Genomic DNA, 21,036 nt, shown 5'->3' with positions numbered 1-21,036 from the left:
CTGCCGGGCGCGCTGGACCAGGGCAAGGCGCGGCGGTTCACCGGCCTGTGGCGGCAGACCTTCGCCGCCGGAGGCGCGCCCTGATCAGGCGCGCCCGGCCTTTGCCTTCGGAGCCGCCTCGGGCAGCTCGATATTGATCTCGAGGCTCGAGACGTCGTCGCGCCGGTCCATCCGGACGTTCACGTCGTCGTCCCCGATCTTCACGTATTTGCGGATCGCCTCCATGATGTCCCGCTGCAGGGCCGGCAGGTAATCGGGCGTCTCCGCCCCGCCCCGCCGTTCATGCGCGAGAAGGATCTGGAGCCGGTCCTTTGCGGTCTTTGCCGAGGCAGCCCGGCGCGGCCTGAGGGTGAAACCGAACAAGCTCATGCCGTGCGCCCGAACAGCCGCCCGAAGAATCCGGGACGGCGGTCGTCCTCTACGCTGATCTCGACCTCTTCGCCGGTGAGCCGCGCCACCGCGTTTTCATAGGCGGTGCCGGCGGCCGAGGGCTCGTCCAGCGTGACCGGGGTGCCGATGTTCGACGCCCGCAGCACGGCGGTGCTCTCGGGGATGATGCCCAGAAGCGGCACGGCGAGGATCTCGAGCACGTCCTCGACGGTCATCATCTCGCCCTTCTCGATCCGGCCCTTGTCGTGCCGGGTCAGGAGGACCTGCGCCTTGATCGGCTCCGCGCCGTCCTTCTCGGCCCGGCGGGTCTTGGAGCTCAGCAGCCCCAGCACCCGGTCGCTGTCGCGCACCGAGGACACCTCGGGGTTCGTCACCACCACGGCCTCGTCGGCGAAGTACATCGCCATCTGGGCGCCGCGCTCGATCCCGGCGGGGCTGTCGCAGATGATGTAGTCGAACTCTTCCTTCAGCTCGTTCAGGACGGCCTCGACACCCTCCTGGGTCAGCGCGTCCTTGTCGCGGGTCTGCGAGGTCGGCAGCACGAAGAGGTTCTCGAGCCGCTTGTCCTTGATCAGCGCCTGTTTCAGCCGGGCATCGCCCTGGATCACGTTGATGAAGTCGAACACCACCCGGCGCTCGCAGCCCATGATCATGTCGAGGTTCCGCAGGCCCACGTCGAAGTCGATCACGACCGTCTTGTGGCCGCGCTTGGCCAGGCCGGCAGAGATCGCCGCGGCCGAGGTGGTCTTGCCCACGCCGCCCTTGCCCGAGGTGATCACGATGATCCTCCCGAGCGGCGCCGTGTCCTTCAATTGCGTCGTCATGCGAACGCCTCCACGCGTAGTTTCTCGTCTTCCAGGAAGACATGCACACCCCGGTTCAGGATCTCGGGGCCGAAGGTTTCGCTGGTCCGGTAGAGACCGGCGATGGCCAGAAGCTCGGCATCGAGGCTCTGGCAGAAGATGCGGGCCTTCTCGTCGCCATGCACGCCCGCCATGGCCCGGCCGCGCATCCGCCCGTAGACGTGGATCGAGCCGCCCGCGACCAGCTCCGCACCCGAGGCGACGGAGCCGATGACCGTCAGGTCGCCGCGTTCGACCACCACCGTCTGGCCGGAGCGCACGGGGGTCGAGATGATCCGGTTCTCCGGCGGCAGCAGCTTCTCGAGCCGCTCGGCCCGGCGCTGCCGGTTCGAGGGCAGCGGCGCCTCGCGGCCGGTGTGGATCGGAATGAGGCCGATCTGGCGCGCCGCCTCGGCCTGGGCCGGGCTCGCGTTCTGCACGCCGAAGACCCGCAGGTCCTTGCGGCGCAGCGTGGCGACGAGGTCGCGGATGCGGTTCAGGTCGGCGAGCTCGGGGATGCGCTCGAAGTCGATCACCACAGGGGCGTCGCCGAAGAACTGCGGCGTCTGCTTCAGCTGCTCGTCGAGCGCGGCGTGAAAGGCGGGAGAGGCCGGATCGCTCTCCACGCGGATCGCGATCGCGGTCAGGAACCTGCCGCGGATCTGGAACGGCCTCGCGGTCACCGAAGCGGCTCCGCTCCGGCTCCGGGCATCCTGGTCTTGCACGTGACCTGTGCTCCTGCTCGTTTTTATGGTCGCGACTCGCGCGCCGGTTTTGCGAGCTTCCTAATGACTCCGCGCCCGGATTCCACCCCCCAATCCGGCGCGTCACGGCGCTGGGCGGCATCCCGCCACGTCAAGCCGCGCCCGGTGCGGGGATCCGCCGGCGCACACCTCCCTTCCCGACTTTCCGATGCGCTACACTTCGTTCCCCGCCAGCGCCTCCGGCAGCGGTTTCGGCACCGAAATGGTCGTTCCCGTCCTTGCTTCGATACGCGAGGTCGAGTGATGTGCGATAACTCCACCCGCGCGCCGCCGGCGCAGAAGGAAAGCACCCGCATGACCCAGATTTGCCTCACCGTTTCCTGTCCCAGCACGCGAGGGATCGTCGGCGCGATCGGCACCTTCCTGGCCGAGAACGGCTGCAACATCACCGACAGCTCCCAGTTCGACGACACCGAGAGCGGGCGCTTCTTCATGCGCACGATCTTCGTCTCCGAGGACGGCGCGACCGCCGAGGCGCTGTCCGAGTCCTTCGCCGGCATCGCGGGGGATTTCGACATGGACTTCGCCTTCCACGGGACCGACGTGAAGATGAAGGTCATCATCATGGTCTCGCGCTTCGGGCATTGCCTGAACGACCTGCTCTACCGCTGGCGCATCGGGGCGCTGCCGATCGACATCGTCGCGGTGATCTCGAACCACATGGAATACCAGAAGGTCGTCGTGAACCACGACCTGCCCTTCCACTGCATCAAGGTCACCAAGGAGAACAAGCCGAAGGCCGAGGCGCAGATCATGGAGATCGTGGAAGAGACCGAGGCCGACCTGATCGTGCTCGCCCGCTACATGCAGGTCCTCTCGGACGAGATGTGCCGCAAGATGTCGGGGCGGATCATCAACATCCACCATTCCTTCCTGCCGAGCTTCAAGGGTGCGAACCCCTACAAGCAGGCCTACGAGCGCGGCGTGAAGCTGATCGGGGCGACCTCGCATTACGTGACCGCCGACCTCGACGAGGGCCCGATCATCGAGCAGGACGTCGTCGCCGTCACCCATGCGCAGAGCCCGTCGGACTACGTCTCGCTCGGGCGTGACGTGGAGGCCCGCGTGCTGTCCCGCGCGATCCACGCGCATATCCACCGCCGCGTCTTCCTGAACGGCAACCGCACGGTCGTCTTCCCCGCCTCGCCCGGATCCTATGCCTCGGAGAGGATGGGCTGACCGGGGCGTTGGAGCTTCCCGGCCTCCTCGTCCTCTTCGCCGCCTTCATCGTGGGGATGTCCAAGGGCGGGCTGGCCTCGGTCGGGGCCCTCGCGGTGCCGCTGCTGGCGCTCCGGATGGATCCGCTGGCGGCGGCGGCGATGCTGCTGCCGGTCTTCATCGTGAGCGACATGGTGGGCGTCTGGCTCTTCCGGCGGGATTTCGATTCGAGGAACCTCGCGATCCTGATCCCGGCCAGCCTGCTCGGCGTGCTGATCGCGACCCTGCTCGCCCCGGTGCTCCCGGCCGAGGCGTTCCTGATCGCCACCGGCCTGATCGGGCTGGCCTATTGTGCGCGGTCCTGGCTCGCCCGCGGACGGAACCTGCCGCCGCGCCCGGCCGACCTGCCGCGCGGTGTCTTCTGGGGGATCATGACGGGGGTGACGAGCTTCATCTCCCATTCCGGGAGCCCGCCGTTCCAGACCTACGTGCTGCCGCAGAAACTGCCCAAGCTGGTCTTCGCCGGGACCACGACGATCACCTTCGCGGTGGTGAACCTCTCGAAGGTGCCGGCCTACTGGGCGGTCGGGCTCTTCGCGCATATCGACCTCGCGGTGCTGCTGACCCTGATGGCGGTGGCCGTGGCCGGGACCTTCGTCGGCAACCGCCTGACGAAGCTGCTGCCCGAGCGGGTCTATGTCGCGGTGATCGAGGTGGCGCTCCTGCTCCTGTCGATCCGCCTCGTCTGGGAAGGCGCGGCGGCGCTTTGGAAGATGTAGGCCCGGGCTCAAGCGCGGCTCACCCCTCCGGACCACCGCCCTCGCCACAAGCACAAGCCGGACAAGCGCCGGCCCGTGGGATGGCGCTTCCCTCCCTCCGAGCCTCGCGCTTTATCCCGGCCGTGGTAGCGCCCATGCCGACACTCGGCGCCTACGTCACCAAAGCGCCAGCCCGCGGGGACGGGCCGGCGCTTGTCCGGCGCCCTTCGGGCTTGATTCCGGACTCGGTCAACCGCTCAACCGCAGCGCCGTGCCGGGCTCAAGCCCAGCCTACGGAGGTCACGGTCGTCACAGCAAGCCCCCGTAGGGCGGGGTTCACCCGGCCCCACCCCTCAATTGAACATCGTATCCGGCAGGATCAGCGATATCTGCGGGAAGGCCACCAGCACCGCCAGCGTCACCATCATCGCCGCCCAGAACGGCAGCACGCCGCGAAAGATCCGACCCAGCGGCACATCCGGGGCCACCGACTTCACGATGAAGACGTTGATCCCCACGGGGGGCGAGATCAGCCCCATCTCGAGCGTCAGCACCACCAGCACGCCGAACCAGATCGGGTCCACGCCCAGCTCCATCACCACCGGGAAGAAGATCGGCAGCGTCAGCACCAGCATCGCGAAGCCCTCGAGGAAACAGCCGAGGATCATGTAGACCAGCAGGATCACCGCCAGCGTCCCGAGCACGCCGAGGTTCAGCGCGTCGAGCGCCTCTCCCACCACCGTCGGGATATGGCTCAGGGCGAGAAACGGGTTGATGAGATGCGCCGCGATCAGGATCAGCATCACCGTCGCCGTGGTGACGATGGAGTCCTTGCAGGCCGCCCAGAACGCGCGGACATCCAGCCTCCGGGTGAGCACGCCGTAGAGGATCACCAGCCCCGCGCCGACCCCCGCCGCCTCGACCGGAGAGAAGAACCCGGCGTAGATCCCGCCGATGGTCAGCAGGATCACCGACAGGATCGGAAAGGCCCCGGCGAGCGCGCGCCGCTTCTCGGTCAGCGTGGTGGCGGGCCCCGCCGGGCCGAACTCCGGCCGGATCCAGCAGAGGATCGTGATCGTCAGCACGAAGGCCGTGAGCAGCAGAAGCCCCGGGAAGACGCCCGCGAGGAAGAGCCGCCCGATGCTCTGCTCGGTCAGGATCGCGTAGATCACGAAGCCGGTCGAGGGCGGGATCAGGATGCCCAGCGTCCCCCCCGCCGCGACCACGCCCGTCGAGAGCCGCGTGTCGTAGCCGAAGCGGTTCATCTCGGCCAGGCTCACCTTGCCCATCGTCAGCGCCGAGGCCACGGAAGAGCCCGACAGCGCCGCGAACCCGCCGCAGCCGATCACCGTGGCCGAGGCGAGGCCGCCCCGCACCTGCCCGATCAGCGCATAGGCCGCATCATAGAGCTGCCGGCTCATCCCGGTGTGGCCCGCCACGTTCCCCATCAGGATGAACAGCGGGATGATGACAAGCTCGGGGCTCGAGGCCAGCGTGAAGGTCTCGGACGCCAGGAGCCCCATGGCCGCGTTCCAGCCGTTCAGGTGCCAGATCCCGAGGAAGCCCACGAGGAACATGGCGAAGGCCACGGGCACACGGATCAGCAGCAGCGCGAACAGACCGGCGATGCCCCAGAGGCCGACGGCACCGGCGCTCATGCGGGCCGCTCCGCGCGCAGGTCCCGGCCCGAGAGCGTCAGCTCGAGCGCGCGCAGCGCCATCGAGAAGGCGGTCACCACCGACAGCACGCAGATCCCCCACTGGAACCACGCCTTGGGCAGCCGCAGGAGGTTGGTCGACAGGTTCAGCATCTGGCTCAGCTTCGCGCTGTCCCAGATCGCCCAGGCGATGAAGGCGAAGATCACCGCGCCGAGCAGGGCCGAGAAGATGTCGACCGCGCGGTTGAACCAGCCCGGGAATTTCCGTTCGAAGAGGTCCACCGCGATATGGCCCCCCTTCCGGTCGCAGAGCGCCATGCCGCCGAAGACCAGCATCGTCATCGTCATGGTGATGAGGTCCTGCGAGCCGAACATCGGGTGCCCGAAGGCCCGCCCGATCACGTCGACGAGGATCACCCCCACCTCGATCACCAGCGCCGCCGCGCCGATGGCCGCGGACAGGCCGATGAGCCCGTCCGCAACCTTGCGCATGGTGGAAAGCACCTATTCCCCCCGCATCGCCGCTAGCGTGTCCTCGCCGCCGACCTCGGAGACATAGCCGTTCACCACGTCGGCCACGGCGTCCGAGAAGGCCTGCGCCTCGTCGTCGGACAGCTCGATCACCGTGTTGTCGCCCGACTCCTTCGCGGCCTTGAGCGCGGCATCCGCCGTCGCCTGCCAGGACTCCTCGGCATTGCGCGACAGTTCGGCCCCGGCCACGGCATCCACCGCCGCCTTCTCCTCGTCGCTCAGCGCGTCATAGCTCCCCTGCCCCATGACGGTGTAGAACACCAGCCGGCCCAGGTTCGCGCCCGTCGTGTAGCTGTTCGCCACCTCGTCGAGCTTGAAGTCCGAGAGCGTCGAGGCGCCGGTGATCACGCCGTCGATCAGCCCGGTCTGGAGCGCGTTGTAGACCTGGCTGATCGGCATCTGCACCGGCGTCGCGCCAAGCGCCTCGGCCACCTTCGCGGCGGTCGCGCCGGCGACGCGGACCTTCAGCCCCTGAAGATCCCCGGGCGTGCGGATCTCGACGTCCTTCATGATGAAGATGTTGGGCTCCGACCCCCAGAGCGCGATCGGCTTGGTCCCCGGGAACTCACCCGAGATCTGGTCATAGGCCGCCCAGAGCGCCTCGTACCCCGGCTTGTCCAGGGGGATCGCGTCCGGCAGCTCGGCGATCATCGTCTTCTCGAACTGCGACGAGGTGTATCCCGGCAGGCCCCAGACCAGATCCGCCACGCCCTGCACGGCGCGCACGTATTGCTCGACCGGGCCCGCGCCCAGCTCGCCGCCGTGGTAGCCGCGCACCGTCAGCGCGCCATCCGTGGCCGCCGAAAGCTCCTCGTTCATCTTTTCGATGACGCTGGCGTTGATGGTGTGGAACGGCGGGGTGAAGTTGGCGAATTTCAGCTCGGTCGCGCCGAGCGGCAGCGCAGAGACGGCCGCGACGGCGGCGCCCGCAAACAGGTGCTTGAGTTTCATGCTTTCCTCCCTGGTGGCGGCCCGCCCCTGCATCGGGGACGGGCCTGATGCCGGACGATAGTCACCCCACGTCCGATACATCAATTCATTTCACCGGTTGCGCGATAAGTTCGCGCTATAGCCCGGTGCCTCAGGCCGACTTGGTCCGCCAGCTCTCCGCATAGCTTTCGCGGGCCTCCCTGGCATAGGGGGTCTCGGACACCCGCACCCGGATCTCGGCCTGCCTGTGCTTCTCGGCCGAGGTCTTGGCGGTGTCGTCCGGCTCGCCCCATTTCAGGGTCAGCACGTCGCCCACCTTGACCGACTGCTCCACGACGCCGAGGCTCAGCAGGCAGCGTTCGTTGTAGGAATATCCGTTGAACATCGACATCCCGACCATCCTGTCGCCATCCATCACCATGTCGGCGGAGGACGAGGCATAGTTCGGCTGCGGGAAGTCGATCCACTTGTAGGGCGTGCCCTCCTCGAAGGCCGAGGCGATGACCTTCAGCACGTCCTCGCGGTTCCACTCGAAGGTGACCTTCTTGCGGTTGGACTCTGCGCCCTTCATCTTCTGAAGCGCCGCCTTGCCGATGAAGTCGTCCTTCTTCCAGCCGATGTAGAAATCATACCCCAGCTCGAACGGGTTGACGTAATAGTCCTCGATATTGTCCGACACGAAGGAGCCGCCGATCGCGCCCGCCGCCTCGTACATGTCCGAGCCGAGCCAGTCGCGGTAATCGTTCAGCATCCCGTCGCCGGTGTAGATCCCCGGCAGCGGCGAGGGGATCCAGCCCGATTCCAGCGTGTTCGTGGAATAGGCGCGGCTGCCGCACTGCACCAGCCTGACGCCCGCGTCCTTCGCCGCCTGCATGATCGTGGAGTGGATGTAATCCTTGTCCTTGTAGGGCCCCCAGACCTCGAGCCCCGGCGCGCCGGACATGCCGTGGCGCAGCGCCTGCACCTTCTTCGACCCGATGTTGATCCAGTCGACATGGAAGAACTTGATGTCCGGCACCGGGCCGCCGTTCATCTTCTCGAAGATCTTCGGCGCGTCCGGCCCCTGGATCTGGTAGCGGTAATGCTCGCGGATCACCCGTTCGCCCTCGGGGCGCGAGGGCGAGCGCGGGTCGTGACGCAGCCGGACGTTCCACTTGCCCCAGGCGGCGCAGAACATCAGCCAGTTGGAGGTCGGCGCGCGGCCGACGAGGATGTACTTGTCCTCGCGCTCGCGGAAGATGATGTGGTCGCCGATCACGTGGCCGTTCGGCGTGACCGGCACGAAGTGCTTCGCGCGGTTCAGGTCGAAATTGGCGAAGGAGTTGATGCCGTGATGGCTCAGGAACTCGGTCGCCTGCGGACCCTCGACGATCACCTCGTCCATGTGGTGGCTCTGGTCGAAGAGCACGGCCGTTTCGCGCCAGGCCTTCTGCTCGTCCCGCCAGTTCTGGAACTCGGGCGTCACCACCGGATAGACATACATCCCGGCCTGCGAATTGCGCAGCATCTCGACCGGGTTCTTCCAGTCCTTCATCACGTCGTTGAGACTTGGCATCTGGGTTTCCTTTCCTCCCTCAGGTGTCCTCCGCGACCAGCGCGAGGCCCGGCACCCTCTCCACGAGGTCCGGCCCCACGCTCATCACGTATTCAAGATTGCTGCGCGCCAGCCGCGCATGTTCGCGCGCCAGCGCCTCGGCCCGGGCGCCCTCGCGGTTCACGATGGCCTCGAAGATCGCCCGGTGCTGCACCTGCGCGCGGCGCAGGGAGTCCCGGAAATCGGGGATCATCACCTGTCCCTGAAGAAACGCGGTCGGAGACGCCGCGGGCAGGCGGCTCGCCCGTTCGACCTCGCGCGCGACCACGGCCGAGCCTGCAAGCCGGGCGAGCAGGTCGTGGAACTCCCCGTTCAGGGTCACATAGGCCTTGAAGTCGAGCTCTCCGGCGACGGCCTCGTCCAGCGCCTCCAGCACCTCGGACATGCGGGCGGCGAGCATCGGGTCGGTCCCCCGCTCGGCCGCCAGCCGGGCGGCGGTGCCCTCCATCACGCCGCGCAGCTCGATCGCGTCCTTGATGTCGTCCATCGAGAAGGTCGCGACGCGGCAGCCCCCGGTCTCGTTCCGCTCGAGAAGCCCCTCGTCGACCAGCCGGTCCATCGCCTGCCGCAGCGGCGTGCGCGACAGGCCGAGCCGTTCGGCCAGCACCGTCTCGGGCAGCCGCTCGCCGCCCGGATAGGTGCCCTTCAGCACGAGAGAGCGCAGCTCCATCAGCGCGCGGGCAAACTGGGCGTTGCGTTCGGGTCGCTTCATGTCCTCCCCCGGCATGAGTCGCTGGGGAAGGCTAGGCTGTATACAGAAACTGGTCAATCCGTGATTTCGGCGGCGCATATACCTGAAATGCACCCCATTCTGTATACAGAACCTACCAGAGCCCCGGCAGCGCCAGCACGATCCCCGGGAAGGCGATGATCAGCGCCGTCACCAGAAGATCGGCCAGGAAGAACGGCGCCACGCCAAGGAAGACCTGCGCCGTGGTCACATGCTCCGCCGCGACGTTCCGGATGACGAAGACGTTCAGCCCCACGGGCGGCGTGATCATCCCGATCTCCAGCAGCTTCACCACCAGCACGCCGAACCAGATCAGACTGATCCCTTCCGCGTTCAGGAGCGGCAGGAAGACCGGCAGCGTGACCAGCATCGCCCCGAAGGGCTCCATCACCATGCCGAGCAGCAGGTAGACGATGACGACCATCACCATGAGCTGCACGTAGCCGATATCCGCCGCCCCCACGGTCCGCGCGATGAAGCCCGATAGCCCGGTGATCCCCAGGAACCGGGTGAACATCATCGCGCCGATGCCGATGATCAGGAGCGACGCGGTGGTCGAAAGCGTCTCGAGCAGCGACTTCCTCATCACCTCCCGGTTCAGCTGCCCCACGAGAGCGGCGCATAGGATCGCCCCCCCTGCCCCGACCGCCCCCGCCTCGGTCGCGGTGAAATAGCCCGAGAAGAGCCCGCCGAAGACCAGCAGGATCAGCACGGCCACCGGCCAGACCTCCCTCAGCGCCCGCGAGAGCGGCACCTGCGCCCCCTCCAGCCGTCCGCGCGGGATGAGGTCCGGGCGGGCCACGGCGATGACGAAGACCACGAGGATGTAGCCGAGCGCGGTCAGCAGCCCCACCGTCACGCCGCCGAGGAACACGTCGGTGATCGAGGTCTCGGCGAAGACCCCGTAGAGGATCATCAGAATCGACGGCGGAATGAGCGCCCCGATCGTCCCCCCCGCCGCGATCGCCCCGGCCGAGACCGAGGGCGAATAGCCCGCCCGCACCATTTCCGGAATCGCGATCCGCCCCATCGAGGCCGAGGTCGCCAGCGACGACCCGCAGACCGCCGCGAAGCCCGAACAGGCAAAGACCGAGGACACCGCCAGCGCCCCCGGCACCCGCCACAAAAGCGCCTTGGCGGCGGTGAACAGCCCCTCCGTCAGCCGCGCGTGATAGGCGACGAAGCCCATGAGCAGGAACATCGGCACCGCGCTCATCGTCCAGCTCGCCACGAAGGAATAGGGCGTGTTCGCCATGATCCCGAGCGCCGGCGTCACCCCCAGCAACCAGGCCACGCCGCCGAAGCTCACCGCGATCAGCGCCAGCGCCACCGGAACCCGCAGGAGCAGCAGGAGGAACAGCACGCCGATCCCCCAGAACCCCGTCTCGACACTCATGCGTCATCCCCCCGCAGGGCGGATATGCCCCGCATCACCATCACCAGCGCCGCCAGCGCGAAGCCCAGGGGCGGCAGGAAATACGTCGGCCAGATCGCCAGCCGGTGGCCCAGCACGTCGACGAAGCTCCCGACCCGCCAGGCCTTCACCGCGTCCGCCCATGTCACCCAGGCGAGCGCGGCATAGATCAGCACCGCCAGCACCGCGACGGTAAAATCGCTCACCCGCTTCATGCGCGGCGACATGAACCCCTCGGTCAGCTCGACCGAGATCATCGCCCCCTGCCGCTCCACCCAGGCGAGCGGCAGGAAGGCGATCAGCACCATGTAGTAATGCGACACGATCTGGTTGGTCGCCGGGATCGGGCGCGAGAACAGGTTCCGCGCCAGCACCTCCGCCGCGACATGCACCAAGAGCGCCATCAATCCGACCGCCCCGATCAGGGCGAGGCCCTGCGACACCCGGTCGGCCAGCCGTTCCATTGCCTGCATGAACCCCCCCAACGAAACGGGGCCGCGGATCGCCCGCGGCCCCCTGCCCGTCACTGCCCGTAGGTCGCGAGGTCGACCTTCGACCAGACCTCGTCCCAGACCCTCTGGGCCATCGCGTCGCGGTCGTGGCCGACCTCTTCCGAGATCGCCTCCCACTTCTCGACCAGCGCGATGAACTCGGCCACCCGGTCCGAGGCGTCGTCCATCCCGAACCGCTCCTGCGAGACCTGCGCCGCCGTCTCCCGGTCGGCGGTGGCGAAATCCGCGGCCGCCTGCACCAGCGCCGGATCGGCCTCGACGAACTCGATCCCCGCCTCCTCGGCCGCCTTGCGCGCGATCCCGGGGAAGTCATAGCCCCAGCGTTGCGTGAAGTTGGCGTTGGCCCGGTTCGCGGCCTCCAGCAGGATGCCGCGCTCCTCCGGCGTCATGTCGTCCCACGCGGCCTGCGCGGTCGCGAAGTTCGAGGTCGAGAAGTAGGTGCCGAGCGGGATCGCCGTCGCGCCCTTCACCAGCTCCACCAGCCGGAAGGCCAGCAGGTCGCCGATCGAGGCCATGGTCCCGTCGATCGTCCCCTGGCTCATCGCCTCGAAGGTCTCGAGAACGCTGATCGACACCGGCACCGCGCCGAAGTTCTCGGCAAAGCGCGAATAGGGCGCGCCCCCGGAGCGCAGGCGCAGGCCCTTCAGGTCCTCGGCCGTCTTCACCGGCGTCTTGGTCAGCAGCATGTAGGGATCGGAGGAGCCGGACCCGAGGTAGACGATCCCGAAATCCTTCAGCTCCTGCTGACACTCGGCGCAGTTCACCGTGTATTCGGTCAGCGCCGCGCCCATGGCATGGGCGTCCTTGCCCGAGAGCGACAGCTCGCCCGCCAGCGCGAAGTTCGGCAGCTCGGCCGGGAAGTAGAGCGGCAGCAGGTTGCCCATGTCGACAAGCCCGGTCTGAAGCCCGTCCTTCATCGCCCCGAGCCCGACGACCTCGGGCCCCAGCTGGATCACGTTGAAGGTCTTGTTCGGGTCTTCCGCCAGGTATTCGGCCAGCGCATTGTACAGGTGGCTCGTCGCGGGGTGCGGCGGCGGCGCGCCCGAGGCGATCTTGAGATCCTTCGCGTCAGCCCCCGCCGGAAGCCCCAGCATCAGACCGACAGCCGCCGCAGCGGTCCATTTCATCACCGACATGTTCCATCCTCCCTGAACTACATGTCACATCAACTTCAGAAGCCTCGCTGCATTTTCCTTGAGTATCAGAGGCTTCACCTCCTCCCGGAGATCGAGCGTCTCGAAATCCGCAAGCCACCTGTCCGGCGTGATCGCCGGCCAGTCGGACCCGAAGAGCATCTTCTTCTTCAGGATCGAATTCGCGTAATGCACGAAGATCGGCGGGAAGTACTTCGGCGACCATCCGGACATGTCGATATAGACGTTGGGCTTGTGCTGCGCGATCATCAGCCCCTCCTCGGTCCAGGGGAAGGAGGGGTGCGCCAGGATGATCGGCGTGTCGGGGAAATCGACCGCCACGTCGTCCACATGGATCGGGTTCGAGTACTTCAGCCGCATCCCCATGCCGCCCCGCATGCCCGATCCCACCCCGGTCTGCCCGGTGTGGAACAGCATGATCGCCCCTTCCTCGGCAATCGCCTCGTAGAGCGGATAGGCCATCCGCTCGTTCGGATAGAAGCCCTGCATCGTCGGGTGGAACTTGAAGCCCTTGACGCCGAACTCCTTCACCAGCCGCCGCGCCTCCCGCGCGCCCGCCTTCCCCTTCGCGGGGTCGATCGAGGCGAAGGGAATGAGGATATCGTCGTTCTCCGCGGCAATCCGCGCCACGTCCTCGTTGGAATAGCGCCGGAAGCCGGTCTCGCGTTCGGTATCGACCGGGAAGATCACTGCGCCGATCCTGCGTTCGCGGAAATACGCCGCCGTCTGCTCGACCGAGGGCAGCATCCCGTCCTTGCCGGCCGGGTTCTTGAAATACTTCGCCATGCCGGCCTGGAACTCGTCGTAGCCGTCGTCGCGGTGGCCGCAGCAGGGCTCTTCCGCATGGGTGTGGATGTCGATGGCAACCAGCTCGTCGATGTTCATGTCAGTCCTCTTTCGGCGCGTCGAGCGCCAGGTATTTCCGCAGCAACGTCCTGAGCGTCGCCGCCTCCTCCGGGGTCAGCCCGCCGAAATTCCGCGCCTCGTGCGCTTCCAGATCGGGGGTCATCTCGGCGGCCCGCAGCTCTCCCTGCGCGGTCAGCCGAAGTTCCATCGCGCGGCGGTCGTCGGGGGGCACGCTCCGCTCGATCAGACCCGCATCCTCCAGCCGTCGCGCCATCTTGGCCATGTGCGCGCGCTTGATCATCAGCGCGCTCGCCAGCACCCCCTGACGGATGCCGGGGTTCTCCCGGATCATCATCAGGATCGAGATCTCGCCGGGCCGCACGTGGTGGCGTTCCAGCGCGGTGTAGAAATCGTGGAAGCTGTGCAGCTGCGAGAGCCTGAGCAGAAGGCCGAGCGATTCCGCCAGCGGCCCGAAGCGGACCGCGCCGTCATGGGTGCCGCGGTCCAGCATGTCAGCCACCGGGCGCCTCCACCTTGGCCGCCCGCTTCTCCAGGAAGTCTTTCAGCCGCTGCTTCGCCTCCGGGGTCATCGTGGCGAGCGAGGCGACCATGCTCTCGGTGAAGAGCCCGTCCTCGCTCGACATGTCCGCGATCCGCGGCAGGGCGTTGAGAATGGCGTAATTGGTGAACTCGGCATTGCCGGCCATGCGGTCGGCCAGCTCGACCGCCCTGTCGACCGCCTCGCCCGTCTCGACCACGTAGGAGACGCCGCCCCAGGCCTCCATCGTGACCGCATCCAGCACCCGGCCGGTGAGCATCATGTCCCCCATCCGGGCCGGTCCGATCAGCCGCGCGATCCGCACCGAGCCGCCGCCGCCGACGAAGATGCCCCGCTGCCCCTCCGGCAGGGCGAAGAAGGCGTTGGTCTCCGCCACCCGGATCGCCGTCGCGGCCGCCAGCTCGAAGCCGCCGCCGACCGCCGCGCCGCTGATGGCCGAAACGAAGGGGATCGTGCCCCGCTCGATCGCATCGAACACCGCATGCCAGCGGCGCGAGCCTTTGACAGCCTCGAACAAGGGCTTTTCGCTGTGTTCCGACAGGTCGAGCCCGGCGCAGAAATGGGTGCCGTGACCGTGGATGACGCCCGCCTTCGCCTCCGAGGACGCGCGCGTCACCGCGTCGTGGATCGCCTCCACGAAGCGGTCCGAGATCGCGTTGCGCTTCTCGGGACGGTTGAGCCCCAGCAACGCGACATCGCCGCGCATCTCGTAGGTGACGAGGTCGTCGGTGCCGCTCATCTGTCCTCCCTTCGCCGCCTCTCGGCCGGCGCAATTCTGTTTCCACGTAGACAATATCCGCGATTCGAGTCAACGTGAAGCCGGATCGGGAGTGAAGGAGGAGTCATGACCGCCACCGCACAGGACGCGATGTTCTGGGACCCCGTCGTGCGCAGCGAGACGCGGCCCGACGGGTCCATCCTCGTCTGGCAGGAGGGCGCGCTCGACCCCTGCCCCGCCGCGATCACCGACGCGTTCATGGACTGGGCCGCGCGCACGCCCGACACCGTCTGGATGGCCGAACGCGGCCCCGACCGCGCCTGGATCGAGCTGACCTATGCCGAGGCCGCCGCCCGGATCCGCGCCATCGGCACCGCCCTGCTGGGGCTCGGCCTCTCCGCGGACCGGCCCGTGCTGATTCTCTCGGGCAATTCCATCGCCCATGCCCTGATCGCCCTCGGCGCCCAGCACGTCGGCATCCCCTCCGCCGCGCTCGCGCCGGCCTATGCGCTCACCGGCGGAGACTATCTCAAGCTCCGCGACATCGCCGACCAGCTCCACCCCGGCCTCATCTTCGCGGACCGGCTGGAGCCTTTTTCCCCCGCAATAGAGACTGTTTTCGACGCCTCCATCCCCGTCACCACCCTCACCGGCACGATGCCGGGCCGAAAGGTCATCCCCTTCGACACCCTCCTCGCGACGCCCCCGACCGAGGCGGCCGAGGCGGCCCATGCCGCCATCACCGGCGAGACGGTGGCCAAGTTCCTCTTCACCTCAGGCACCACCGGCACGCCCAAGGCGGTGATCCAGACCCACGGGATGCTCGTCTCGAACCAGCAGATCATCCGGCAATGCTTCGTCTTCATGACGAAGACCCCGCCGGTCGTGGTCGACTGGGCGCCCTGGAACCACACGGCCAGCGGCAACAAGGTGTTCAACATGGTCCACACCAACGGCGGGACCTATTACATCGACGACGGCCGCCCGACCCGGGACGGCATCGCCCGCACCATCGAGAACCTGCGCGAGGTGGCGCCGACCTGGTATTTCAACGTCCCGCTCGGCTTCCAGATGCTGCTCGAGGCGTTCGAGACCGACGCCGCACTCCGCAAGACCTTCTTCAGCCGCCTCCAGATGCTCTTCTACGCCGGGGCCGGCATGTCCCAGCCGGTCTGGGACCGCCTCACCCGCGTCGCCGAGGAGATGGTGCCCGGCGGCGTCCTGCTGACCACCGGCTTCGGCTCAACCGAGACCGGGCCCTTCGCGCTCTGCTGCACCGAGCGGCAGAAGACCTCGGGCAACCTCGGCATCCCGGCCCACGGGGTGACCTTCAAGCTGGTCCCGCAGGGCGACAAGCTCGAGGGCCGGATCAAGTCCCCCTCGATCACGCCGGGCTACTGGGGCAACGACACGCTCACGGCCGAGGCCTTCGACGAGGAAGGCTTCTACTGCTTCGGCGACGCCTTCCGCTTCGCCGATCCCGACGACCCCGCGAAGGGATTGCTCTTCGACGGGCGGCTGGCCGAGAACTTCAAGCTCGCCTCCGGCACCTGGGTCGCCGTCGGGCCGGTCCGGGCGCAGCTGACCGACGATCTGGGCGGCCTCGCCTCCGACGTGGTGGCGGCGGGCGAAGGGCAGGAGGACCTCGGCGCGCTCGTGGTGCCCAACTGGACCGCCCTGGCCGCGATCGCGGGCGACGGCACGCAGGGCGTGGCGCTTCTGGACCATCCCGCGGTGCGCCGGGCGGCGGCGGAACGACTGGCGGCCCATGCAAGTCGCGCGACCGGCTCCTCCAACCGGGTGACGCGGATGATCTTCCTCGCCGCGCCGCTGGAGTTCGACCGGGGCGAGGTGACAGACAAGGGCTCGATCAACCAGCGCGCGGTCCTGCGGAACCGCGCGGCGCTGGCCGCGCGGCTCTGGTCCGACGACGCCCGCGTGATCCGGCCCGCGGAGGCCGAGGCCTAGCCCCGGAACCTTCCCCGCGGGGAAGGTCCGCCCGCCCCGGCGCGCCCCCTGCCCTGCCCGGCCTTGTCCACGCGGCGTCATTGGCATATATTGCCAATAGCCGAAGGAGTCGCGCCATGACCACCCGCAACGTCGTCCTCACCGCGGAACAGGAAGCGCTGGTGCAATCGCTCGTGGCCACCGGCCGCTACCAGAACGCCTCCGAAGCGCTCCGCGCCGGGCTGCGCCTGCTGGAGCTGGAGGAGAGCCAGACCCTCGCCCTCCGCGAACGCCTGCGGGCGGGCCTCGACGAGGCGCTCTCGGGCGCACGGGCCGAGGGCACCGGGGCCGAGGCCATCCGCACCGCCTTTACCGAAGCCCGACGCCGCCGGTCCGCCCCGTGAAGCCCTGGCGCCTGACGCCCCGCGCCCAGGACAGCCTGATCGACATCGCGCTCTGGACCCTCGACACCTTCGGCCCCGTCCAGGCGGAGCTCTACGAGGAAGAGCTTGTCGCCCGCTGCACCGCCGCCGCCGAGGGCCGCGCCAGCACGCAGGATTGCGCCCTGCTGCTGGACGACGGCGCCGCCACCGGCCTGCGCTTCACCCGCGCCGGAGAGCACTTCGCCGTCTTCCTGGAGACCGAGGCAGAGGTGATCTTCGTCGACTTCCTGCACGCTCGCACCGACCTGCCGGCCCGGATCGCCGCGCTCCGCGCACTGCGGGGCTGAGGCCGGAGCCTTCCCCGCGGGGAAGGCTCCGGTGACGGCACCCTCGCAACGCCGCCGCGGCGCCGCGTCCACCTTCCCCGCAGGGAAGGTCCTGCGCGCCATGCCCCCCCACGCACCGCGACGCAAAGGAAAAGGGCCGGCGGCATCCCTGCCCCCGGCCCCGAAACCTTCCCCGCGGGGAAGATCGCTCACTCCAGCTGGTCAAGCATCCGGCGCACCGCCTCTTCCAGACGCCGCCGGTCGATGGTCGAGAAATCCCGGTCCAGCCGCACCTCCAGCCGTCCGTTGGCCGCGGTGCATTTCGCGCGCCCCTCGGCCCGGTCGAACTGGAACGAGGTCTTGGCCTTGCCGCCTGCCCCCGCCGGTTTCACCGCCGGCGCCCGGGGGGCCGGTGCCCCTTCCGACATCCCGGCATGGCGCCGCAGCACCTCGAGCTCGTCCACCACCGAACGGTTGTCGAGCTCCGCCAGCTCGCGCCGGATCACGCCCGAGAGCCCGTCGACCTCCTCCAGCCGCTGCGCCAGGGCGAGGCCGAGCGCGCGCGGCACGTCCGGCGCGAATTGCAGCGCCGGGCCGATCCGCTCCATCAGCTTGATGAAGCTCCGGACATAGCTGCGCTTCTGGTAGCCCGCGGACTTGAAGAGCTCCGCCACCGCCTTGTCCGGATCCTCGATCGCCGTGCCGGGATCGGCCGCGTAGTCCAGCGCCAGCTGCGCCATCTCGGCGAAGGAGATGTCCTTGCGCACGAGGTTCTCGTCCACCATCCGGCGGTAGAGCACGTCGAGGTCGTCGCCCGGCTGGCTGACGGCGGCCGGGATGCGGCCCCAGGCCTCGGCATCGCCGGTCTCTTCCAGCAAGGCGCGGTAGGCCGCCAGACGGCGGAAGCCCTGGATCAGCTCGAACCGGCCGTCGGGCCGCGCCTCCAGCCGGATCGGGTTCGAGAGCCCCAGCTCCGTGATCGAGGCCTTGAGCCCGGCAAGCTCCATGTCCGGCCCGGCGGCGCGGTCGCGGATCAGCTTGGAGGTCTCGACAGCCTCCAGCGGCACCAGCTCCAGCACCAGCCCGAGGCGCTTCAGCTTCACGTGCTCATGCGCCAGCGCGTCGTTCTCGGCCCGGATTTGCGCCTCGACCTCGGCGCGCTCGCGGCTGCTCTCGGCCGTCTCGCCGATGGCGGTCGCCATCGGCCCGCGGCGGCGCGGCTCGGCCGAGGGGGCTTCGACCTTCCCCGCGGGGAAGGTTTCGGGCGGCCCCTCCTCCGGCATCTCGATGTCGAACATGCGTCTCTTCTTCACCATGATCCGGCCCTCACACCTTGTCCCATGCGGCGATGACGTTGCCCTTGAACTCCTCGTAGGCGCGGTCGAAGGAGGCGCGCGCCCGGCGCCAGGTCTCCCGCGTCATCGAGCGGTAGTCGATCTCGTAGACCGAGGAGAGGAACCGCCCGGATTGCTCCACGGCGCGGGTCATCTCGATCGGATGCTCCGTCACATGATCGCCAAAAACCTTGCGGAAGGCTTCAAGCATCGCGCGGTGCAGGTCGTTGCCGGGCTCGTAGCGGGTCATCAGGAAGCGGATGTCGGCGAAGCTTTTCGGCAGCGCGACCTTCCCCGCGGGGAAGCTTTCGCCGAAGCCGTGGCTCAGATCCTCGAGCGCCTCGGAGAGCTGGCCGATGAAGGAGGTGGTGCTGTCGTATTCCCAGTAGCCGGGGCCGGAGGGGATATAGAGCATGTCGGCCGCGAAGACCGCGTTCATCGACTGGTAGCCGATCGCGGGCGGGCAGTCGAAGAGGATCAGGTCGTAATCGTCGTCGCCCAGCCCGTCGAGGTAGCGCGAGACGGCGGCGAAGAAGGTCCATTCGGGGTTCAGGTGCCGGTACTGGGCGGAGGCGAACTCCACGAAGGCGGCATTGGCGCAGGAGGGGATGATGTCGATCGTGGACCAGGCGGTGGTCTTGATGAAGTCGCCGTGGCGCAGCTCGTCGAGGCCCATGTCGCGGATCGAGGCGGGCAGCTTTCGCTGGGGCAGGGCGGTCCCGGAGGCCGCGCCGGTGGCGGCGGCGTTCATCCGGTCGGTCTCCTTGATGAGGTCGCGCGCCATGATGCCCCAGACGGTGTAATCCTCGGCCACGTCGGTGAGCCCCATCGAGTGCGACAGCGTCGCCTGCGGGTCGAAATCCACCAGCAGGACGCGGTAGCCGTCGAGCGCGGCGGCATGGGCCAGGTGGAGCGCGACGGTGGACTTGCCGGCGCCGCCCTTGAAGTTGGCGACCGCGGCCCGGAAGGCGCGCTTGCCGGCGGGGCGGGGGGGCATCAGGCTCTTGCGGTTGATCTTCATCCGGCGGCGGAGCTCGTTGATCTCGTCGAGCGAATACCAGCGCTGGCGGCCGTCCTCCTCGACCTCCCCGCCGGGAAGGGAGGGGTCGGCGGCGAGGCGGCCGCGGAAGGTGGACTGGTTGATGCGGAAGATCAGCTCGGCCACCTCCCAGGAGGAGAAGCGGCGGAGCGTCTTGCGGTTCTCCGGGCTGAAGGTCTGCTGCCGGATCCAGCCCTGCATCTTCAGGGATTGCGCCTGGAGCCGGGCAAGCTCGGTATGGTCGTACATGCTGCGCCTCAACGTTAATTCTTTGTGCTTCCTGAAATACGCCCGATTTCGGAAAAACGCAAAACAAAGGTTTACCGGCATCAGCGTCCTGTGCGATCTTCCCCGCAGGGAAGGTTTTTCCCAGGCTCGTCAGGGCTCGGACCCGAATCGAGCGGTACCTGGACCGCCGGGGACAAGGGCCCCGAATAGGGGACAGGACGGCAGCGAAATCGTCTCGAATAGGGGACGTTTCGTGTCTATTGGGGGACAGGCTGGATGTCCCCCAATACCAGTGGATACCCTTTTCTTCGAAATGGTATTGGTTTGGAATTCCCCTCCGGCACCCTCCGCTTGACAGAATCGAGAAACCGGACGTTAATGCCACCAAGATGAGGAAGAGCGTTGAGAGACGACTCGACCCACAGTCCGAGGCCCCAACGGTCCGGCAACGAGGTAGGCCCATCTTCCACCGAGAAGACGCGGCGGCAGGAGACGGTGATGCAGAAGCCCAAGGCGGTCGGCCCCCAGGCCGGCGCGCGCAAGTACGACATTCTTTCGGCGCTGATGGCCTTTGCCCTGTCGCAGGACAAGATCGTCCAGCGGCGGGTGATGCGGATCATGGCGTTGATCACCGCCCGCTACAACTGGCAGCGCGACGAGTTGTGTGTCGGCCAGCGCGAGATCGCGCGGATGTGGTCGGTCGACGAGCGCACGGTGAAACGCGAGATGGCGGTGCTGCGGGGCCTCGGCTGGCTGGTCCAGAAGCGCAAGGGCGCGCGGGGACGGCTGAGCGTCTACGGCCTCGACCTCGAGCGGATGATGGAAGACACGCGGCCGGCCTGGCCGCTGATCGGGCCGGATTTCGTCGAGCGGGTCGGCGGGCGTCCGGAGGCGCCCGAGAGCAACGTCGTGCCGCTGCGGGGCCCCGTGCCGATGGCGGGCGAGGGGGTCTGGGCCACGGCGCAGGCCCGGCTCCATGCGGAGGATCCGGTGACCTATGGCGCCTGGTTCCACGGGCTGAGCGAGGTCGAGGCGGGGCAGGGGCGGCTGGTGCTCGCCGCGCCCTCGGCGTTCCATGCAACCTATGTGCGGACGCATTTCCTGACCCGGCTGACCAGCCTGGCCCGCCGGATCGACCCGACGCTCGGCGAGGTCCGGATCGAGCATTAGGACCGCCTGACCGGAAGCTGACCTTGCGTCTCATCCAGAAATGTGGACTTTA

At 68.0% G+C, this 21,036-nt stretch carries 22 protein-coding genes; 6 read left to right on the top strand and 16 right to left on the bottom strand.

Annotation, left to right across the window (positions count from 1 at the left end; all coding sequences use genetic code 11):
* Window positions 1–84: 84 nt before the first annotated feature.
* From minE to minC, 3 genes are read right to left on the bottom strand one after another with little or no spacing between them, the layout of a single operon-like run.
* Window positions 85–369: a cell division topological specificity factor MinE gene (gene minE, locus Q344_RS0120720; RefSeq protein WP_028288466.1), complete on the bottom strand. Its 285-nt coding sequence runs from the start codon at window positions 367–369 to the stop codon at window positions 85–87.
* The gene (gene minD, locus Q344_RS0120715) at window positions 366–1,214 is read right to left on the bottom strand and encodes a septum site-determining protein MinD (RefSeq protein WP_028288465.1); all 849 of its coding nucleotides are present in this window, start codon (window positions 1,212–1,214) and stop codon (window positions 366–368) included. The genes minE and minD overlap by 4 nt, the downstream gene beginning before the upstream one ends.
* Window positions 1,211–1,915, bottom strand: coding sequence for a septum site-determining protein MinC (gene minC, locus Q344_RS0120710; RefSeq protein WP_051630955.1), 705 nt, complete (start codon window positions 1,913–1,915; stop codon window positions 1,211–1,213). Before minC ends, minD begins: the two co-directional genes overlap by 4 nt.
* Before the next feature lie 375 nt (window positions 1,916–2,290).
* Between minC and purU the strand changes: the two genes are divergently transcribed.
* Window positions 2,291–3,175, top strand: coding sequence for a formyltetrahydrofolate deformylase (purU, locus tag Q344_RS0120705; RefSeq protein WP_028288463.1), 885 nt, complete (start codon window positions 2,291–2,293; stop codon window positions 3,173–3,175).
* A gap of 8 nt (window positions 3,176–3,183) precedes the next feature.
* Window positions 3,184–3,933, top strand: a complete 750-nt coding sequence (locus Q344_RS0120700) for a sulfite exporter TauE/SafE family protein (RefSeq protein WP_028288462.1) — start codon at window positions 3,184–3,186, stop codon at window positions 3,931–3,933.
* A gap of 332 nt (window positions 3,934–4,265) precedes the next feature.
* Here Q344_RS0120700 and Q344_RS0120695 read toward each other — a convergent pair whose 3' ends face one another.
* From Q344_RS0120695 to Q344_RS0120645, 11 genes are all read right to left on the bottom strand, one after another.
* A complete protein-coding gene (locus Q344_RS0120695) occupies window positions 4,266–5,570 on the bottom strand; it encodes a TRAP transporter large permease (protein ID WP_028288461.1) in 1,305 nt (434 codons plus the stop codon).
* The gene (locus tag Q344_RS0120690) at window positions 5,567–6,061 is read right to left on the bottom strand and encodes a TRAP transporter small permease (protein ID WP_036540221.1); all 495 of its coding nucleotides are present in this window, start codon (window positions 6,059–6,061) and stop codon (window positions 5,567–5,569) included. The genes Q344_RS0120695 and Q344_RS0120690 overlap by 4 nt, the downstream gene beginning before the upstream one ends.
* Before the next feature lie 12 nt (window positions 6,062–6,073).
* Complete coding sequence (locus Q344_RS0120685; RefSeq protein WP_028288459.1) at window positions 6,074–7,051, bottom strand: TRAP transporter substrate-binding protein; 978 nt, start codon at window positions 7,049–7,051, stop codon at window positions 6,074–6,076.
* A 130-nt stretch (window positions 7,052–7,181) separates the two neighbouring features.
* Entirely contained in the window at window positions 7,182–8,585 is a 1,404-nt protein-coding gene (gene ligM, locus Q344_RS0120680; protein ID WP_051630953.1) for a vanillate/3-O-methylgallate O-demethylase, read from the bottom strand.
* Between the two features lie 19 nt (window positions 8,586–8,604).
* Window positions 8,605–9,336: a GntR family transcriptional regulator gene (locus tag Q344_RS0120675; protein WP_028288457.1), complete on the bottom strand. Its 732-nt coding sequence runs from the start codon at window positions 9,334–9,336 to the stop codon at window positions 8,605–8,607.
* A gap of 112 nt (window positions 9,337–9,448) precedes the next feature.
* The gene (locus Q344_RS0120670) at window positions 9,449–10,750 is read right to left on the bottom strand and encodes a TRAP transporter large permease (protein WP_028288456.1); all 1,302 of its coding nucleotides are present in this window, start codon (window positions 10,748–10,750) and stop codon (window positions 9,449–9,451) included.
* On the bottom strand, window positions 10,747–11,241 hold the full coding sequence (locus tag Q344_RS0120665; RefSeq protein ID WP_028288455.1) for a TRAP transporter small permease subunit: 495 nt from the start codon (window positions 11,239–11,241) through the stop codon (window positions 10,747–10,749). The genes Q344_RS0120670 and Q344_RS0120665 overlap by 4 nt, the downstream gene beginning before the upstream one ends.
* Before the next feature lie 50 nt (window positions 11,242–11,291).
* Entirely contained in the window at window positions 11,292–12,416 is a 1,125-nt protein-coding gene (locus tag Q344_RS0120660) for a C4-dicarboxylate TRAP transporter substrate-binding protein (RefSeq protein WP_028288454.1), read from the bottom strand.
* A gap of 24 nt (window positions 12,417–12,440) precedes the next feature.
* Entirely contained in the window at window positions 12,441–13,319 is an 879-nt protein-coding gene (locus tag Q344_RS0120655) for an amidohydrolase family protein (protein WP_028288453.1), read from the bottom strand.
* Window position 13,320: 1 nt separating this feature from the next.
* Window positions 13,321–13,791: a MarR family winged helix-turn-helix transcriptional regulator gene (locus Q344_RS0120650; protein WP_036540177.1), complete on the bottom strand. Its 471-nt coding sequence runs from the start codon at window positions 13,789–13,791 to the stop codon at window positions 13,321–13,323.
* A 1-nt stretch (window position 13,792) separates the two neighbouring features.
* Complete coding sequence (locus Q344_RS0120645) at window positions 13,793–14,578, bottom strand: crotonase/enoyl-CoA hydratase family protein (protein WP_028288451.1); 786 nt, start codon at window positions 14,576–14,578, stop codon at window positions 13,793–13,795.
* Window positions 14,579–14,683: 105 nt separating this feature from the next.
* Between Q344_RS0120645 and Q344_RS0120640 the strand changes: the two genes are divergently transcribed.
* The 3 genes from Q344_RS0120640 (at window position 14,684) to Q344_RS0120630 (ending at window position 17,234) form a co-directional block, all read left to right on the top strand.
* Window positions 14,684–16,525 carry a feruloyl-CoA synthase gene (locus Q344_RS0120640; protein WP_028288450.1) on the top strand — a complete coding sequence of 614 codons (1,842 nt, stop codon included), beginning with the start codon at window positions 14,684–14,686 and terminating at the stop codon, window positions 16,523–16,525.
* A gap of 116 nt (window positions 16,526–16,641) precedes the next feature.
* A complete protein-coding gene (locus tag Q344_RS0120635) occupies window positions 16,642–16,908 on the top strand; it encodes a type II toxin-antitoxin system ParD family antitoxin (protein ID WP_028288449.1) in 267 nt (88 codons plus the stop codon).
* Entirely contained in the window at window positions 16,905–17,234 is a 330-nt protein-coding gene (locus Q344_RS0120630; protein ID WP_036540175.1) for a type II toxin-antitoxin system RelE/ParE family toxin, read from the top strand. Before Q344_RS0120635 ends, Q344_RS0120630 begins: the two co-directional genes overlap by 4 nt.
* A gap of 188 nt (window positions 17,235–17,422) precedes the next feature.
* Here Q344_RS0120630 and Q344_RS0120625 read toward each other — a convergent pair whose 3' ends face one another.
* Together Q344_RS0120625 and Q344_RS0120620 are read right to left on the bottom strand one after the other, a co-directional pair.
* Window positions 17,423–18,529, bottom strand: a complete 1,107-nt coding sequence (locus Q344_RS0120625) for a ParB/RepB/Spo0J family partition protein (protein ID WP_028288447.1) — start codon at window positions 18,527–18,529, stop codon at window positions 17,423–17,425.
* 10 nt (window positions 18,530–18,539) lie between these two features.
* Complete coding sequence (locus Q344_RS0120620; protein ID WP_028288446.1) at window positions 18,540–19,835, bottom strand: AAA family ATPase; 1,296 nt, start codon at window positions 19,833–19,835, stop codon at window positions 18,540–18,542.
* Window positions 19,836–20,312: 477 nt separating this feature from the next.
* Here Q344_RS0120620 and Q344_RS0120615 point away from each other — a divergent pair, with 477 nt between their 5' ends.
* Window positions 20,313–20,984, top strand: coding sequence for a DnaA N-terminal domain-containing protein (locus Q344_RS0120615; protein ID WP_028288445.1), 672 nt, complete (start codon window positions 20,313–20,315; stop codon window positions 20,982–20,984).
* The last annotated feature ends 52 nt before the right edge of the window (window positions 20,985–21,036 follow it).

This window comes from Pseudooceanicola nanhaiensis DSM 18065 (assembly GCF_000688295.1).
Lineage (GTDB): Bacteria > Pseudomonadota > Alphaproteobacteria > Rhodobacterales > Rhodobacteraceae > Pseudooceanicola > Pseudooceanicola nanhaiensis.
Note: the sequence above shows the minus strand (reverse complement) of the source record. Positions and strands in the feature narration are given on the sequence as shown.